The organism is Simplicispira metamorpha, assembly GCF_004341365.1.
In the GTDB taxonomy this organism is placed as follows: Bacteria; Pseudomonadota; Gammaproteobacteria; order Burkholderiales; family Burkholderiaceae_C; genus Simplicispira; species Simplicispira metamorpha.
This window is the reverse complement of record NZ_SLXH01000007.1, coordinates 49,524-64,972: the sequence shown is the minus strand read 5'-3', so window position 1 is coordinate 64,972 and position 15,449 is coordinate 49,524. Positions and strand designations below refer to the sequence as shown.

Annotated in this window: 14 protein-coding genes and 1 riboswitch; of the genes, 8 read left to right on the top strand and 6 right to left on the bottom strand. The window is 66.5% G+C overall.

Going from position 1 to position 15,449, the window contains the following annotated elements; all coding sequences use genetic code 11:
• The first annotated feature begins 325 nt into the window (after positions 1-325).
• The 4 genes from EV674_RS05480 (at position 326) to EV674_RS05465 (ending at position 4,247) form a co-directional block, all read left to right on the top strand.
• Positions 326-832 (top strand): copper chaperone PCu(A)C, encoded by a 507-nt coding sequence (locus tag EV674_RS05480; protein WP_119012977.1) that lies wholly within the window; start codon positions 326-328, stop codon positions 830-832.
• A gap of 82 nt (positions 833-914) precedes the next feature.
• Positions 915-1,850 carry an MbnP family copper-binding protein gene (locus tag EV674_RS05475; RefSeq protein WP_119012978.1) on the top strand — a complete coding sequence of 312 codons (936 nt, stop codon included), beginning with the start codon at positions 915-917 and terminating at the stop codon, positions 1,848-1,850.
• Positions 1,847-3,040, top strand: a complete 1,194-nt coding sequence (locus EV674_RS05470) for a methanobactin export MATE transporter MbnM (RefSeq protein WP_119012979.1) — start codon at positions 1,847-1,849, stop codon at positions 3,038-3,040. Before EV674_RS05475 ends, EV674_RS05470 begins: the two co-directional genes overlap by 4 nt.
• A complete protein-coding gene (locus tag EV674_RS05465; RefSeq protein ID WP_119012980.1) occupies positions 2,991-4,247 on the top strand; it encodes a hypothetical protein in 1,257 nt (418 codons plus the stop codon). The genes EV674_RS05470 and EV674_RS05465 overlap by 50 nt, the downstream gene beginning before the upstream one ends.
• A gap of 148 nt (positions 4,248-4,395) precedes the next feature.
• Here EV674_RS05465 and EV674_RS05460 read toward each other — a convergent pair whose 3' ends face one another.
• Positions 4,396-5,463, bottom strand: coding sequence for a CDP-6-deoxy-delta-3,4-glucoseen reductase (locus EV674_RS05460; RefSeq protein WP_119013016.1), 1,068 nt, complete (start codon positions 5,461-5,463; stop codon positions 4,396-4,398).
• A gap of 162 nt (positions 5,464-5,625) precedes the next feature.
• Here EV674_RS05460 and EV674_RS05455 point away from each other — a divergent pair, with 162 nt between their 5' ends.
• Positions 5,626-6,612 (top strand): NAD-dependent epimerase/dehydratase family protein, encoded by a 987-nt coding sequence (locus EV674_RS05455; RefSeq protein WP_119013017.1) that lies wholly within the window; start codon positions 5,626-5,628, stop codon positions 6,610-6,612.
• A gap of 23 nt (positions 6,613-6,635) precedes the next feature.
• On the opposite strand, the gene EV674_RS05450 is transcribed toward EV674_RS05455, so the two are convergent.
• Positions 6,636-7,376, bottom strand: a complete 741-nt coding sequence (locus EV674_RS05450; protein ID WP_119012981.1) for a DUF4124 domain-containing protein — start codon at positions 7,374-7,376, stop codon at positions 6,636-6,638.
• Positions 7,377-7,400: 24 nt separating this feature from the next.
• Positions 7,401-7,934: a hypothetical protein gene (locus EV674_RS05445; RefSeq protein WP_132750374.1), complete on the bottom strand. Its 534-nt coding sequence runs from the start codon at positions 7,932-7,934 to the stop codon at positions 7,401-7,403.
• A 251-nt stretch (positions 7,935-8,185) separates the two neighbouring features.
• Here EV674_RS05445 and EV674_RS05440 point away from each other — a divergent pair, with 251 nt between their 5' ends.
• A complete protein-coding gene (locus tag EV674_RS05440) occupies positions 8,186-9,913 on the top strand; it encodes an AMP-binding protein (RefSeq protein ID WP_119012983.1) in 1,728 nt (575 codons plus the stop codon).
• Between the two features lie 111 nt (positions 9,914-10,024).
• Here the strand turns inward: EV674_RS05440 and EV674_RS05435 are convergent, their stop codons facing one another.
• The gene (locus EV674_RS05435; protein WP_119012984.1) at positions 10,025-10,984 is read right to left on the bottom strand and encodes a chemotaxis protein; all 960 of its coding nucleotides are present in this window, start codon (positions 10,982-10,984) and stop codon (positions 10,025-10,027) included.
• A 191-nt stretch (positions 10,985-11,175) separates the two neighbouring features.
• Here EV674_RS05435 and EV674_RS05430 point away from each other — a divergent pair, with 191 nt between their 5' ends.
• Together EV674_RS05430 and EV674_RS05425 are read left to right on the top strand one after the other, a co-directional pair.
• The gene (locus EV674_RS05430) at positions 11,176-11,655 is read left to right on the top strand and encodes a hypothetical protein (RefSeq protein WP_119013018.1); all 480 of its coding nucleotides are present in this window, start codon (positions 11,176-11,178) and stop codon (positions 11,653-11,655) included.
• Positions 11,656-11,727: 72 nt separating this feature from the next.
• Positions 11,728-11,896, top strand: a riboswitch (FMN riboswitch).
• 122 nt (positions 11,897-12,018) lie between these two features.
• Entirely contained in the window at positions 12,019-12,558 is a 540-nt protein-coding gene (locus tag EV674_RS05425) for a 6,7-dimethyl-8-ribityllumazine synthase (protein ID WP_119012985.1), read from the top strand.
• A 254-nt stretch (positions 12,559-12,812) separates the two neighbouring features.
• On the opposite strand, the gene EV674_RS05420 is transcribed toward EV674_RS05425, so the two are convergent.
• Positions 12,813-14,345, bottom strand: a complete 1,533-nt coding sequence (locus EV674_RS05420; protein WP_119012986.1) for a methyl-accepting chemotaxis protein — start codon at positions 14,343-14,345, stop codon at positions 12,813-12,815.
• A gap of 242 nt (positions 14,346-14,587) precedes the next feature.
• Entirely contained in the window at positions 14,588-15,445 is an 858-nt protein-coding gene (locus tag EV674_RS05415; protein WP_119012987.1) for a MipA/OmpV family protein, read from the bottom strand.
• Between the last annotated feature and the right edge of the window lie 4 nt (positions 15,446-15,449).

Here is a 15,449-nt window from a genome sequence, read left to right as displayed (position 1 = left end):
TGCTGCCTGCTTTGCAGGTGTGGCCCGCACTGATGCCCCCTGCCTTGGCGCTGCCCCACGCCAGTGGGGTGCGTGTGCGCAGGCTGGCCCTGCCCGCACGCAGGTGGCCAGGCCGTGACCCTTCGGTCGCTGTGCCGGTGCCGCCGCATGGCTGGCAGGCGCCGTGGTGCCTGCGGCCTCTGCGCGGGGTTTGAACCGCTTCGCGTTTCTTGATTTTTTTTGCGGTGCTGGCCCGTGCTGGCGCGGTGCAGGGGTGCGTTGACTGCAATGGCAGCGGCCCCCGCACCGGCTGGTGCGCGCGCAAGCATGCGCCAAGGATTTTTGAATGACTTCACTCCACACGGTATCTCCCTTGTCCCGGCGCACCTGGCTGGTCGGTTCGGCTTTGCTGGGTTTGGCGCTGGCCTTGCCAGCGGCGGCGCACGACTTCAAGCACGGCACGCTGCGCATAGACCACCCCTATGCCACGCCCACGGGCGCGGGCATGGCCAATGGGGCGGTGTATTTCCGCGCCATTGAAAACACCGGTGCCGAACCCGACCGCCTGCTGTCGGCCAGCACGCCCATCGCGCAATCGGTGGAGCTGCACCGCATGCAGGTCGATGACGGCGTGATGCGCATGCGCCCCATCGAGGCGATGGATCTGCCTGCCAAAACCACGGTATCCCTGCGCCACGGCCAGCCCCTGCACCTGATGCTGATGGGCCTGCAACGCCCGCTGGTGCTGGGCGAACGCTTTGCACTCACCCTGCGTTTTGAGCGCGCGGGCGAGCGCGAAGTGATGGTTTGGGTGCAGCAGCCGCGCGCGGGCAGTGCCGCACACGCGCACTGAACCCCACCCATCCACACCACGCAAAACACACCAATGTTGCACTGGTGCAACAAATACCTTCTTTTTTGAGCGAAAGCTTTCCATGCAAAAAAACCTTTTGACCCGCCTGTCCTTCCTCGCCGCTGCTGCGGCCTTGACCGCCTGCGGCGGTGGCGGTGGTGACGACCCCGTGCCCGGCGCGCCGCAGAGCGTGGCCCTCGAATTCATGGCTGTGGCGGGCAACACGCCCGTGCAGTGCGGCAGCGTGGTGCCTGGCCTGGGCAGTGGCGCGGTGGATGCACAGATCAGGGACTTGCGCTTCTATATCTCCGAAGTCGCCTTGCTGCGCGCCGACGGCAGCGCTGTGCCGCTGACGCTGGCCGCCAATGACGACTGGAATCTGACGGCGGGCGAGCACCGCGTCACCCTGATCGACCTGGAAAACGGCACGGGCGCTTGCAGCGTGGGAACGGCCGCCACCAACGCGTTGGTGCGCGGCAGCGTGCCTGCGGGCAACTACGTCGGTGTGAAGATGACCATGGGCGTGCCCTTTGCGCTCAACCACACGCTGTATTCCGACGTGAACACCGCCAAACCGCCGCTGGATGTGGGCGCCATGGCCTGGTCGTGGCAGGCCGGGCGCAAGTTCTCCAAGATCGAGGTCACCGACCCCGCCGCTGCCCCAGGCACCTGGACGGCCAAGACCTTTACCGTTCACCTGGGTTCGACCGGCTGCACGGGCAACCCCGCTACCGGCGAGACGGTGCAATGCAAAACCCCCAACCGCATGGCCATCACGCTGCCAGCGTTTGACCCGGCCCAGCAAAAAATCGCTGTGGACCTGAAGGCGCTGCTGGCGGGTAACGACATCACCCGCAACCAGGCGGGCGCTGCGGGCTGCATGTCTGGCGGCACCGATCCGGAATGTGCCGGTGTCTTCCAGGCCCTGGCCATTGACTGGAAGGCCGATGGCACCGGCACGGGCCTGCCCATTGCGGGTGGCGCAGCGCAAACCGTCTTCCGTCCGGTGGCCCGATGACCACAGCGCAGTGCATACCCACTGTGCTGCGCCGGGCCTGCGGCAGCCTCCTCGTGGGGGCTGCCGTGCTGGCCGGGTGCGGCGGTGGCGGGGTGTCGGTGAACGACACCGTGCAGGCGCCCGGTGCGGGCCAATGGCGCTGGGAGCTGCCAGCCCATTTTCCCGTGCCCAAGGTGCCCGAGTCCAACCCGATGAGCGAGGCCAAGGTCGATCTGGGGCGCCACCTGTTTTATGACCGGCGCCTGTCGGGCAACGGCACGCAGTCGTGTGCCAGTTGCCACCACCAGGACAAAGCCTTCACCGACGGCCTGGGCACGGCCATTGGCTCCACCGGCATGGCGCACCCGCGCGGCGCGCAGGGGCTGGCCAACGTGGCCTACCACGCCACGCTGACCTGGGCCAACCCCTCGCTGGTCACCCTGGAAAAGCAGATGGAGGTGCCGCTGTTTGGCGACGACCCCGTGGAAATGGGCGTGAACGACCACAACCGCGCCGAGGTGCTGGCACGCCTGCACGCTGAGCCGGTGTATGCGGCCAAATTTGCGGCCGCCTTTCCCGAGGCTGCCCAGCCCATGGGCTGGGGCCAGGTCATCCAGGCCATTGCCAGCTTCCAGCGCACGCTGCTGTCGGGTCATAGCCGCTACGACCAGTATTTGCAGGGAAAGGCGCAGCTCACGGTGCCTGAAACGCGCGGCATGGCGCTGTTCTTTGGCGAGAAGGCCGAGTGCTTTCACTGCCATGGCAGCTTCAACTTCAACGACCAGATCGTGCATGCGGCCAGCCGCGTGGTGGAGACACCGTTCCACAACACCGGCCTGTACAACCTGGGCGGCACGGGGGCCTTCCCCGAGCACAACCGGGGCGTGTTCGAGCTGACCGCGCTGGTCAAGGACATGGGTGCTTTTCGTGCGCCCAGCCTGCGCAACGTGGAGGTGACGGCGCCCTACATGCACGACGGCTCGGTGGCCACGCTGGAGGCGGTGCTGGACTTTTACGCCGATGGGGGCCGCCGCATAGCCAGCGGCCCCTACGCGGGCGATGGCCGCCTGAACCCGCACAAAAGTGAGCTGATCAGCCTGATCGACCTCAACGCCCAGGACAAGAGCGACCTCGTCGCCTTCCTCAAAACCCTGACCGACCATGACTTTCTCCAGAACCCCCGCCATTCCGACCCCTGGCCGCGTCGCTGAAGCAGCGCACTGGCGCCGTGGCGCCGCGCTGCTGGCGGCCTGCCTGCCGCTGTGGGCGGGTGCGCACGGCACAGCCACTGAACCCGTGCCCGACGAGGTGGGCCTGCGCGCGGGCGTGGCCGCTGCCGTCACCTACCTGCGCGCCGATGCGGTGCTGCCCTCAGCGCGCCTGGAAGGCTTTGTGCTGCAAGGCGACGAGGGCGTGGACCGGCGCCGCTGGGGGCTGGAGCATGGCGTGCTGGACGTGGGCTGGCGCTTTCATCCGCAGTGGGCCGCTTATGCCGCCGTGGGCAAGCACGACAGCGATCGCCCCCACACCGAAGCCTTCTGGTTGCAGGCACGCCAGCCGCAGGGCGACGCCACCTGGCTGCTGAGCGCCGGGCGCCAGCGGCCCGCGCTGGGCGCGGTGCTGGAAACGGCGGGCCATTTCGACCGCTTCTCGCAGGTGCCGCTGGCCCAGCGCGCCACGCTCAACGGCAGCTGGATCGATGACGGCGTGCAACTGGGCTGGCGCGGCGAGGTGGCCGGGCGCCCCGTCGCGCTGGACGCTGGGCTCTGGCGCGGCCAGGTGTTTCCGGGTGCGCGCCAGGGCAGCGCCGTGCCCGCCCTGCACGTGGGCACCCAGGTGGGCGATGTGGCCATCGACGCCGTGGCCGCCCGCTTTGCCCCGCGCGGGCGCGGCACGCGCACCAGCAGCTTTGGCGCGGGCCACAGCCACGCCGCGCCCGTCTGCGACGCCAGCACCCGGGGCCAGGTGGCCTGCTTTGACGGCCACAGCGACCTGGCCGCAGCCAGCGCACGCTGGCAAAGCCCCGACTGGCCGCTGACGGTGTCTGCCGCAGGCTGGCTGCGCCGCGACCGGGGCGATGTGGCATCGGGCAACGGCAGCGCCCGCTACCACAGCACCCAGCGCGGCGGCTGGCTGGAGGGCGTCTGGCAGTTCCACCCGCAGCTGGAGGCCGGGCTGCGCGTGGAGCGCCTGCAAGCGCGCCACGCCTTGAGCGGGCCCGGCGCTGCCTTGCTGGCCAGCGAGTTGCGCCTGAACCGCTACCAGCCCGCACAGCGCACCGTCTGGATGCTGGGCTACACCCCGCGCCCGGGGCTGGACGTGCGGCTGGAGCTGGGCCGCGAGTCGGTGGCAGGCCAGCGCGTGCGCTATGCCATGCTGCGGGCGCTGTGGCAGTTTGACACCCAGCTCGCCCCCTGAGCCGGGGTCGGCCCCTGGGGCCTGTGCGGCTGTCCGTGCCGCTGCACAGGCCCATTTTCAAGCATCAAAAGTGCTTCCAAGCCTTGCAGGATAAGCGCTAGCAGCTATCAATTGTGATTGCCGCATGGGCGCGGTGCAGCGTTAGCGTTCAGGCGCTGGCGCCGTGTTTGTCGGCCTCGGAGGTGAAGGCGTCGGCAAAGAACTCTTCGGGCGGCAGGCCGCGCTGGGCGGTGTAGGCCGCGCGGGCTGACTCGACCACGATGGGCGCGCCACAGGCATAGACCTGGTGGCCCGACAGATCGGCAAAGTCGTCCAGCACGGCCTGGTGGACAAAGCCGGTGCGCCCGCTCCAGCCGTCTTCGGGCAGGGCGTCGGACACCACGGGCACGTAGCGCAGGTGCGGCATGTCGGCCAGGCGCTCGCGCACCCAGCTGTCCAGGTACAGGTCTTGCGGGCGGCGGCCGCCCCAGTACAGCGTGGCCGCGCGCGTACTGCCCAGAAACTGCAAGTGCTCGATCAGTGCCTTGAGCGGCGCAAACCCGGTGCCCGAGGCCAGCAGGATCAACGGTTTGTCCACGTCTTCACGCAGGAAAAAGCTGCCGTAGGGGCCTTCGATGCGCAGGATGTCTTTTTCCTTCAGGGCGCCAAACACGTGGTCGGTGAAGCGCCCGCCGGGCATGTGGCGGATGTGCAGCTCCACCCCCGGGTTTTGCGCCTGGGTGTGCGGCGCGTTGGCCATGGAGTAGGCGCGGCGCGCACCATCGCGCAGGATGAATTCGATGTACTGGCCCGCGTGGTAGCGGAAGGTGTCGTTGGCGGGCAGTTGCAGGCGCACCTGCATCACGTCGGGCGATTTTTTCTCCAGCGCGGCCACGCGCACCGGCATTTTCTTGATCGGAAAAGCGCTTTCGTCAGTGACCTGGCGCGACTCCAGCACCACGTTGCTCTGCGCCACGCCGCAGCAGGTCAGCACCCAGCCAGCCTGCGCCTCGGCCTCGCTCAGGGCCTTGGCCTGGTGCGGGCCGTGTACCACCTCGCCTTCGAGCTTCTGGCATTTGCACGAGCCGCAGGCGCCGTCTTTGCAGCCATAGGGCAGGCCCACGCCCGCGCGGATGGCGGCGGCCAGCAGCGACTCGCCCGCATTGGCAGAAAAAGTGCGCCCGCTGGGCTGAACGGTGATCTGGAAGGGGGTGGTGGAGGGCGCAGCAGTGGTCATGCTCTGGGTATCCTTGGGGGTATCAAACACAGTGAACGGGGGCGATTTTGCCCGCTGCACCTGATGGTTGGCTGATGCGCCGGAAAACCCCCTGGGGCCGTCTTGCCCGCATCGCACCCGTCCTGCTCGCCGTATTGGCACTACCCAGACTTGATCAACACCATGCGTACCGTATTTCTCTCCAACTTCCTGGGCGCGCTGCCAGCGCGTTTTCGCCGCCAGCGCGTGCTCATCGTGGGCTGTGGCGATGTGGGCCTGCGCGTGGCGCGGGTGTTGCAAGGCGCCGGTGGGGGCACTCGAACAGGCATTGCTGCCACCGCTGTATCCCATGCGCCGCGCGTGCGCGTGCTGGCACTGACCTCCAGCCCCGATCGTGTGGCGCTGCTGCGCGCTGCGGGCATCACCCCCTTGCAAGGCAACCTGGACGACAGCGCCACGCTGCGCCGCCTGGCTGGCCTGGCCACACGCGTGCTGCACCTGGCGCCGCCCCCGGGCGATGGCGCAGGCCCTGCGCAGCGGCACGACCCGCGCACCACGCGCTTGGTGCGCAGTCTGCGTCGGCGCAGCCTGCCGCAGGCGCTGGTGTACGCCTCGACCAGCGGCGTGTACGGCGATTGCAGCGGGGCCTGGGTGACCGAGGCCCGCCCGGTGGCACCGGCTACGCCCCGCGCCCAGCGCCGGGTGGACGCCGAGCGCAGCGTGCGCCAGCTGGGGCGCGCCGGGGTGCGCGCCAGCATCCTGCGTGTGCCCGGCATTTACGCCCCCGACCGCGTTGGCGGCACGCCCGAAGCGCGCCTGCGCAAAGGCACCCCTGTGCTGACCGCGCCCGACGATGTGTTCACCAACCACATCCACGCCGACGATCTGGCGCGCGCCTGCGCACTGGCGCTGTGGCGCGGCGCCGCTCAGCGCATTTACCACGCCAGCGATGACACCGTATTGAAGATGGGCGACTACTTTGACCTGGCCGCCGACCTGTACGGCCTGCCGCGCCCACCGCGCCTGCCGCGCAGCGCCGCTTCAACACAGTTGCCTGCCATGCTGCTGAGCTTCATGTCCGAATCGCGCCGCCTGGACAACACCCGCCTGCACCGCGAACTGCGCCTGCGCCTGCGCTACCCCCACGTCGCAGAGGGCCTGCGCTGCTGACCTGGCGGTGCGCTGGCGGTTTGTCAGCAGGGCGCCTGGCCGCCCGCAGAGCGGCAGGTGCCCTGCGGCCCTGGCAGGCGACCCGGCCCGGCGCGCGGGTAGCTGCGGCCCTGGGTGTCGGTGCAGCGAAATTCGGTGCAGTGCGTCAACCGGGGTGGCGGTGGCGGGCGCTGCTGCGGGTAGTGTGGTGGCGGCTGCACCACTACTGTGCGTGGCTGGGCGGCGCGCGCACGCTCGACGGCGGCGTAGCCCTCGGGGCCGAGGCAATCGAGATCCATTTGCCGCTGGGCTGCGTCCAGACGCGCCCGGCGCTCTGGCGGGGTCAGGGTGTTGGAGCTGGCCACCACGTCCAGGTTGCGGCGCGATTGCGCGCAGGCCGCTGAGCGGGCGTAATCCTGCGGGGCAGGGCGCCCGGCAGCCCCACTTTGCGCGTTGTCGTATTGGCGCTGGGCCTCGCGGGCGGCGTCGCGCTGGGCGGCCAGTGCTTCGGTTTGCAGGCGCTGCTGTTTTTGCTCCAGCGCCTGGGCTGCTTGCTGGCGCTCTTGCAGGATGTCTTCAGAACTTTTGCGCGGCTCTACTTCACGCGCGGCGGCGCCAGGCGTGCAGGCGCCGTCGGTGTAGGTGACTTGGCCGGTGCGCGCGTCGGTGCAGCGCACCACCTGCGCTTGTGCGCCCAGGCACAACGCGCTGGCCGCTACCAAGACCCAGGCCCTCGGGCGCAGCAGGTCAGCGCGCAGGGCGGCAAACGGTGTAAGCGTTGGCATCACTGTGGCCCGTGCGTGGGTTTGTCAGGGCATGTCTTCCTGGCGGGGCATCCAGCGGCCATTGCTGGGGTTGTAGCGGTCGTAATCGGTGCGTCGCTCGCCGCTGGGGGTGCGTCCTTCCTGGGCGCGACGTTCGCGCTCGGTTTGCTGGCGGCGCAGTTCGTCGCGCCGCTCGTTGGCCTGGTGGTTGCGCTGGTCGCGTTCGCGCCGGGCCTGTTCATCGCGCTGCTCGCGTTTTTGGCGGGCCTCGCGCTCTTGCTGGTCACGGCGCTCTTGCAGGGCGCGCTCGCGTTCCTGGCGCTGCTCCCGCTCACGCCATGCCTGGCGGTCGCGGTTTTGTTCCCAGCGCTCACGCTCTGCGGCGCGCGCGTCGTAGCCGGGGTGCGGCACGGGATAGACCGGGTAGGCGTTGGGGTACGTTTGGGGGTAGGTGCCGGGATAGGTGGGGTAGGCGGGCGCCGCGTCGTAGTACGGATCCGCAGGAACTGCAACGCAGCCCCCCAGCAATACGCCCACGGCGCTGGCGGCTAGCAAACGGACAAGAGAGGTGGTTGTCATAAGAGTCTTCCTGCGCACCCAATGGCTGGAGTGCGCCTGCAAGGGCCTGTCGAAAAACAAGGCCGGGATGGATGTGCCACATGGTCTTTGACGCGGCGCACCCGCCTGAGGTTTACCCGCAGAGGCTGTTTTGCCAGTGTTTTACGCAACTTTACGGGAGTGGTTTTGCAACCATTTTGGCTATTTTGGTGTGTGTGATGTCTGCACAATATTCTTTTTTGCGCACGCGCGCGACCCAGGAGACTTCAAAAATGACCGCATCCACTGCCCCCGACTGGAATATTGCGCCGCTGGCTGGCCTGTCACAGGTCAAGGGGCGCCAGGACGCCACGCTCTCGTCCCTGCCTATCGGCCAGTTTCTGCAAGCGACGGTGCAGCGTTTTGCTGATCGGCCTGCCGTGGTCTTTCGCGAGCAGGGCGTGCGCTGGAGCTGGCAAGAGTTCCAGGCCGAGGTCGATGCGCTGGCGGCGGGCTTTATTGCCCTGGGCCTGCGCGTGGGTGACCGCGTAGGCATCTGGTCGCCCAACCGCGCCGAGTGGCTGGTGACGCAATTTGCCACGGCGCGCGCCGGGCTGGTGCTGGTCAACATCAACCCGGCCTACCGCGTGGCCGAGCTGGAATACGCGCTCAATCTTTCGGGCTGCCGGGCCATCGTCACCGCCGAGCAGCTCAAAAGTTCCAAATACCTGGAGATGCTGCAACGCCTGGCGCCCGAGCTGGCCCGCTGCGCGCCGGGAGCGCTGCAATCGGCGCGCCTGCCTTCGCTGGAGATGGTGATCCGCCTGGGCGACGAACACACGCCCGGCATGCTCAACTACACCGGCGTGCTGGCGCAGGGCCGTGCCAGCGTCGATGCGCCAGCGCTGGACGCTCTGGGCGCAGGCCTGTCGTGCCATGACGCCATCAACATCCAGTTCACCAGCGGCACCACCGGCAACCCCAAGGGCGCCACGCTCACGCACCACAACGTGGTGAACAACGCGCGCTTCATCGCCGAGGCGATGAATTTCACCGAGAACGACAGCCTGTGCATTCCCGTGCCGCTGTACCACTGCTTTGGCATGGTACTGGCGGTGCTGGCCTGCGTGTCCACGGGCGCCACCATGGTGTTTCCGGGCGAATCCTTCGAGCCCGTGGCCACCTTGCAGGCCGTGAGCGAAGAGCGCTGCACCGCGCTGCACGGCGTGCCCACCATGTTCATCGCTGAACTCGACCACCCGCGCTTTGCCGAGTTTGATTTGTCGCGCCTGCGCACCGGCATCATGGCTGGCTCGCCGTGCCCCATCGAGACCATGAAGCGCGTGATTGCCGAGATGCACCTGTCCGAGATCACCATCGCCTACGGCATGACCGAAACCTCGCCTGTCTCCTTCCAGAGTTCCACCACCGACCCCCTGGAGCGGCGCGTCTCCACTGTGGGCCGCATCCAGCCCATGCTGGAGGCCAAGGTGGTGGATGCCGATGGCAACGTGGTGCCTGTGGGCGAGAAGGGCGAGCTGCTGGTGCGCGGCTACTCGGTGATGCAGGGCTACTGGGGCGACGAGGCCCGCACCCGCGAGGCCGTGCAGGGGGGCTGGATGCACACCGGCGACCTGGCCACCATCGACGCCGAGGGCTACTGCAACATCGTGGGGCGCGCCAAGGACATGCTCATTCGTGGCGGCGAAAACGTCTACCCGCGCGAAATCGAAGAGTTTTTGTTCCGCCACCCCAAGGTGCAGTCGGTGCAGGTGTTTGGCGTGCCCGATGCCAAATACGGCGAAGAAATCTGCGCCTGGATCGTGCCCAAGCCCGGCCAGACCTGCACCGAGGACGAGATACGCGACTTCTGCCGCGACCAGATTGCCCACTACAAAGTGCCGCGCTACATCCGCCTGGTGCAGGACATGCCCATGACCATCACCGGCAAGGTGCAAAAGTTTGTCATGCGCGAGCAGATGATCGCCGAGCTGAAACTGGTGGCCGCCCCCACCGCATAAGCCGGTGCAGGGCAAAATTGCTATTAAAAAAATAGCTGCTAGCGCCCTGTGTGCGGGCGCTAGCAGCCTTTTTGATGTTCAATTCGCGGCGCATCCTGGCGCCAGGGTGGATCAGTGTGGCAGTACCTTGCTCAAGGTGGCGGCCAGGTCTTCTGCGACAAACTTGGCCACATAGCCATCGGCGCCCACGCCGCGCACATGGTCTTCGTTGGCCGAGCCCGACAGCGAAGAGTGGATCACCACGGGCAGCTCTTTGAGGTTGGCGTCCTGCTTGATGTTGCGCGTCAGGGTAAAGCCGTCCATTTCGGGCATTTCCAGGTCGGTCAGCACCAGGCCCACTTTGTCCAGAATCGACTTGCCTTCGTCTTTGGCCTGTTGGGTCAGCACTTGCAGCCGATCCCAGGCCTCTTTGCCCGTCTTCAGCATTTCATAGGGCGCTTGCAGCGCTTGCAGCTCGCGCTCGATCAACGAGCGGGCCACGAAAGAATCGTCTGCCGCCAGGATGATGGCACCGGGGCGCAGGTTGAGCTTGCTGCGCGGGCGCTGTGCTTCGGCCTGGCTTTGCACGACGGGCGTGACCATCTGCAAGATCGCCTCCACGTCCAGCACCTGCGCCAGCCGGGTGCCGTCGGTGTTGCCATCCAGGCGGGCGATGCTGGTGACCAGTTTGCCCGCAGAGCCACTGCTTTCGGCGGACAGCACCTGGTTCCAGTCCAGTCGCACGATGTCTTCGACCGATTCCACGGCAAACGCCTGCGTGGTGCGGGCAAACTCGGTCACCAGCATGATGTTCAGCCCGGTCTGGGGCTTGCAGCCGACGATGGCGGGCAAGTCGAGCACCGGAATGACCTGGCCACGCAGGTTCACCACCCCCAGCGAATGCGCCGAACCGCCCGCAATGGGCGTGATGCTGGGCATGGCCACAATCTCGCGGATTTTGAACACGTTGATGCCGAACAGCTCGGACTGGCCCAGGGCGCTGTCGGTTCCCAGGCGAAAAAGCAGCAACTCGAACTTGTTGGAGCTGGTGAGGTTGGTACGCTCGTCAATCTCGTGCTGTACAGATTTCATGTGTATATCCTTCACGCGAAGAAGGCTCGCGCGGGCAAATTCTAGGTTCTGGCGCTCTCTCGTAGACAGAGGTGCCGCCAAAAGGAATATTTTGGCTGAAAAGGCGTTGCAAATCGGTGTAAAACCGCGCGCTCCAGCCGTTGTGATACCCCGTGTTTGCCCTAAGCTTGCGGCCTTTTGGGGTGATGGCCATGACCGACGACACCACGGGCACCACACAAGAGGCCCGCTTGTGGAGCGATGGGCGCTGGACAGCGCGCGTGATCAAGAACGAAGACGACGATGGCTGGGCCGTTGCCATGACACTGCATGGCCAGGCCGAACCCGCATTGGTCGGCCCCTGGACGATGGGGCGCGACAAGAAGAACCCGAAGCCGCTGGACGTGTCGGCCTTCAATACGCTGGTCAAGACCGCCAGCGAGGTGATCCGCCGCCACGAGCAGCAATTGCACGCACAACTGAACAAGAACGTCACCATCACCACCGCGCAGGGCCAGCGCTTGCGCGTGGCGCTGGCCATCGTGCCCGACGAAGAGGGCGCCACCGCCACGCTGAGCGCGCACGATGACCTGGGCGAAGAACTGGCGCGCGTGAGCGTGCCGCCCACCTTCAAGCTGACCATGGACAGCGCCACGGCCTGGGCCGAGGGCGGGTTTGAGCGGCTGCGCTGAGGGGCATGGACACAGGCCGCAGGGCGTGGCCCTAGAATCCGTGCGCCGGGCCCGGAGTTCATCCGGGCCCGGCAGCGTTCTCAGGGCGGGGCGAAATTCCCCACCGGCGGTATCTGTGGTCTGAAAAGCCCGCAGGAGCCCGCGAGCGCCTGCGGGGCAGTTTTTGACTGGTTCCGCAGGGTCAGCAGATCTGGTGCGATGCCAGAGCCGACGGTCACAGTCCGGATGAAAGAGATCGCGAAATCCATGGCTCCCTGGCGGGCGCCGGCTGGCGGGTGCTTGTGCGCCTGGGGGCCGCGCCATCGTGCCGGGCGCTGTGTTCGCGCGCGCCCTGATTCTGGCCCACCTGTCTTTGGAGACCCCATGAATCAGTTGTCCCCTTCCCCCGTTCTTGCCGCTGCCCCCGTGGCGGTTCACCGTGGCGCCCGTGTGGCCATCATCAGCGCCAGCTGGCATCCGGACATCGTGCATCAGGCACGTGATGCGGCACTGGCCGAGTTCAAGCGCAACGGCTTGTCGCCGGCACAGATAGCGCTGTTCGATGTGCCCGGTGCGTTCGAGATACCGCTCTTGGCACGCAAACTGGCGCGCAGTGGGCGCTACGACGCCATCGTGGCCTGCGCGCTGGTGGTCAACGGCGGTATCTACCGCCACGAGTTTGTCACTGCCGCTGTCATCGATGGCCTGATGCGCGTGCAGCTCGATACCGAGGTGCCCGTGATGTCCGCTGTGCTCACACCACGAGACTTTCACGACCATGAAGAGCATGTGAGGTTTTTCCGTGAGCATTTCGTGAAAAAGGGCACGGAAGTGGCGCAGGCTTGCTTGCAGACGATGGCGTACCTGCGGGCGCTGGCTTCGCCCACCATGGCGGCTGCACCGGCCACGGCGCCAGGCCAGTAGGAGCAGATGGTTTGCTATTGATTGGATAGCTGTTTGCGCTGTATCGGTGAGCGTCAGAGGCCTTTTTGGTTAGAGCGTGTTATGAACTTTGAAAAATTCTCTTTTGTGATAAGCACTTACGCACGTTTTTTCAAAAGTGGAAATCGTGGAATTCTTCAATAAAATCAATGACTTGCACAGAAGTTCATAACACGCTCTAAAAAGATCTGCTGCCGCTTGGGGCGCACGCCACAGGGTTTGCGCCTGGTCTTGGTTCAAGACGCTGCCAGGCGAAATACCGCTACCGCCTGTACCAGTTGCCCTGCCTGTGCCTTCAGGCCCTCGGCGGCCGCAGCGCTTTGTTCTACCAGCGCTGCGTTTTGCTGGGTGGCCTGGTCCATCTCGGTGATGGCCTCGCCCACTTGCGAGACGCCCAGGCTTTGCTCGCTGCTGGCTGCGCTGATCTGGCCCACGATATCGGTGACGCGGCGGATGGAGGTCACCACCTCGGTCATGGTGGTGCCTGCCTTGTCTACCAGCGTGGTGCCCTGCTCCACCCGTTCCACACTTGCGTGGATCAGCGCTTTGATCTCTTTGGCTGCCTCGGCGCTGCGCCCGGCCAGGCTGCGCACCTCGCTGGCCACCACGGCAAAGCCACGGCCTTGTTCGCCAGCGCGGGCTGCTTCGACGGCGGCATTGAGCGCCAGGATGTTGGTCTGGAAGGCAATGCCGTCAATCACGCTGATGATGTCGGCAATCTTCTTGCTGCTGTCGTTGATGCCTTTCATGGTTGTTACCACCTCGGCCACCACGCTGCCGCCTTGCACTGCCACTGCGGACGCATTTACCGCCAGCTGGTTGGCCTGGCGGGCGTTTTCGGCGTTGGCCTGCACGGTGGAACTCAGCTCCTCCATTGAGGCCGAGGTTTCTTCCAGCGCGCTGGCCTGCTGCTCGGTGCGTGCTGAGAGATCGTTGTTGCCATGGGCAATGTCGTTGCTGGCGGCGGCCACGCTGTGGGCGTTGTTGCGCACATTGCTCACCACGCGCGACAGGCTCATCTGCATGGCGTACAGGGCGTTGAGCAACTGTGCGATTTCGTCCTTGCCGCGCACTTCGGTAGCGACCGTGAGGTCGCCACTGGCCACCGCCTGTGACACGCGCACGGCGTGGTTCAGCGGCTGCACCACGGTGCGGCTGAAAGCCACTGCGCCGCCCATGCCAAGCGCACACACCACCAGCATCACCACCAGGCTGATGGTGGTAGCGCGTTGCGCCGTGGCGGCCGCGCGCGCTGCCACTTCGCTGCTGGCGGTGGCAATCAGCTCTCCGGCCTGGTCAATCAGCTGTGAGGGTTCGCGGTCCATGCCGGCGACGGCCTTGTCGCCCACCTGCGGGTCGTGGTCGGCCGCCTTGAAGGCCTCAAAACCCGTACGGTAGGCGGCCCCCATGCGTTCGTGTGCCTGGACAAACTGGGACACACGCTCACGGCCCTCGCCGGCAGGCAAGGTGGCCAGCAGCTTCTGCGCCTGGTCGCTGATGGACTTTTCCTGCACCTCAAATGCTGTCCAGTAGCGCATGAGCTGTGCTGGGTCTTTGCCGCGCAGAAGCACGTTCTTCCACTCCTGTACCTGCACTTTGAAGTCATTGAGCATGCTGGATGCCAATCGCTCATGCTCGAAGCTCTGCGCCACGGAGGTTTGATATGTGTTGAGCGCCTGGTTCAAGCGGCTGATACCAAACAGCGCCGCTGCCAACAGCAGTAGCAGCGACACGGTAAAGGCCAAGGGAAGTTTGAGGCTGAGCTTCATGGAGGGCGTTCTTGGGTTGAACAGACCGACGCGAGCACAGTGAGCGAAAGTCTCAAGGCCCAGGGGATCCGCCCGAGGTGTGGGTGGCAAACGAGGTGATTGGGGGGGAATGCGTGGATGGGCGCATGAGCATTTTGCACTCAGACACAGGGCAGCAGGGCCGCAGTGAGCGGCCCCGGAGTGTGCGCAAGCAGCTACTGATTCAGGAACGCTTGTTGGCCTGCTGCCCCTGTGCTGCTACGTCAGCGCCGGTAGGCCAGTCCGATGGATACGCTGTAGTTGTCGGGCTTGATGGCCAGCGGGCTGCGGCGGGCATCACCGCGCAGTTGCGAGTAGCGCACACCGCCCAGCAGCACCCAGTGGTGGTGCAGGTTGTGGCGCAGATCCAGGCCGACCTCGGTGCTGTGCATGCCGCCGCTGGGCGCAAACTGCGGCAGCGCCGTGGTCACGCCCGCTGCCGAGCCGGGCACACCGAAGTAGCTGCGCAGGTAGGTGGTATTGGCCAGGTGTGCGCCCGCCACCAACGCCAGCTCGGTGCCTGGCGCCAGGGTGAACTCGTAGCGTGCGGTGTTGTTGAGTGTGGCACCGCCCTGGCGCCCCAGCACATCCTGGCTCCAGGAGCTGCGCAGCGAGAACTGGCTGTTGACGTCATAGACCAGGCCCAAACGCACGCGCAGGGTGCGGCGCACATCGGGCAGGCCGCGCAGCAAGGGCTCTTCGCTGTTTTTGCGCCCGCCGTCAATGCGCAGCGAGCCGGTCAGGCGCAGGTTGCCGCCCTGGAACAGGCGCGTGCTCAGGCCCGAGGCGTCGCGGGCGTCGAGGTCGCGGTCCAGCAGGGCACCGCCGCCGCCGGTGCTGAGCGTGTAGCGCCCCACCGCCAGCCCGATCACCGGGCGCAGGCCGGTGCTGCGGTCGCTGCCGCCGCTGTAGCTGGCGCTGTTTTCCAGCGTGCCCCCCAGCACCCAGCTAAAGCCTGGCGATGGCTGCGCCGCAGCAGGTGCAACCGCGCCAGTGGCCTCCTGAGAGCAGACCGTGGCAGACAGTGCCAAACCCAGGGTGCCCAGCCCTGCGCGAAAGAGCGTATGTGTGGAAGATTTCATGCGC

Excerpts from the sequence above, each read along its gene's own strand:
- EV674_RS05455 (WP_119013017.1), top strand. The coding sequence starts at position 5,626 with ATGCGTACCGTATTTCTCTCCAACTTCCTGGGCGCGCTGCCAGCGCGT.
- EV674_RS05475 (WP_119012978.1), top strand. The coding sequence starts at position 915 with ATGCAAAAAAACCTTTTGACCCGCCTGTCCTTCCTCGCCGCTGCTGCG.
- EV674_RS05460 (WP_119013016.1), bottom strand. The coding sequence starts at position 5,463 with ATGACCACTGCTGCGCCCTCCACCACCCCCTTCCAGATCACCGTTCAG.
- EV674_RS05430 (WP_119013018.1), top strand. The coding sequence starts at position 11,176 with ATGACCGACGACACCACGGGCACCACACAAGAGGCCCGCTTGTGGAGC.
- EV674_RS05445 (WP_132750374.1), bottom strand. The coding sequence starts at position 7,934 with ATGACAACCACCTCTCTTGTCCGTTTGCTAGCCGCCAGCGCCGTGGGC.
- EV674_RS05425 (WP_119012985.1), top strand. The coding sequence starts at position 12,019 with ATGAATCAGTTGTCCCCTTCCCCCGTTCTTGCCGCTGCCCCCGTGGCG.
- EV674_RS05450 (WP_119012981.1), bottom strand. The coding sequence starts at position 7,376 with ATGCCAACGCTTACACCGTTTGCCGCCCTGCGCGCTGACCTGCTGCGC.
- EV674_RS05465 (WP_119012980.1), top strand. The coding sequence starts at position 2,991 with ATGACTTTCTCCAGAACCCCCGCCATTCCGACCCCTGGCCGCGTCGCT.
- EV674_RS05420 (WP_119012986.1), bottom strand. The coding sequence starts at position 14,345 with ATGAAGCTCAGCCTCAAACTTCCCTTGGCCTTTACCGTGTCGCTGCTA.
- EV674_RS05470 (WP_119012979.1), top strand. The coding sequence starts at position 1,847 with ATGACCACAGCGCAGTGCATACCCACTGTGCTGCGCCGGGCCTGCGGC.
- EV674_RS05480 (WP_119012977.1), top strand. The coding sequence starts at position 326 with ATGACTTCACTCCACACGGTATCTCCCTTGTCCCGGCGCACCTGGCTG.
- EV674_RS05415 (WP_119012987.1), bottom strand. The coding sequence starts at position 15,445 with ATGAAATCTTCCACACATACGCTCTTTCGCGCAGGGCTGGGCACCCTG.
- EV674_RS05440 (WP_119012983.1), top strand. The coding sequence starts at position 8,186 with ATGACCGCATCCACTGCCCCCGACTGGAATATTGCGCCGCTGGCTGGC.
- EV674_RS05435 (WP_119012984.1), bottom strand. The coding sequence starts at position 10,984 with ATGAAATCTGTACAGCACGAGATTGACGAGCGTACCAACCTCACCAGC.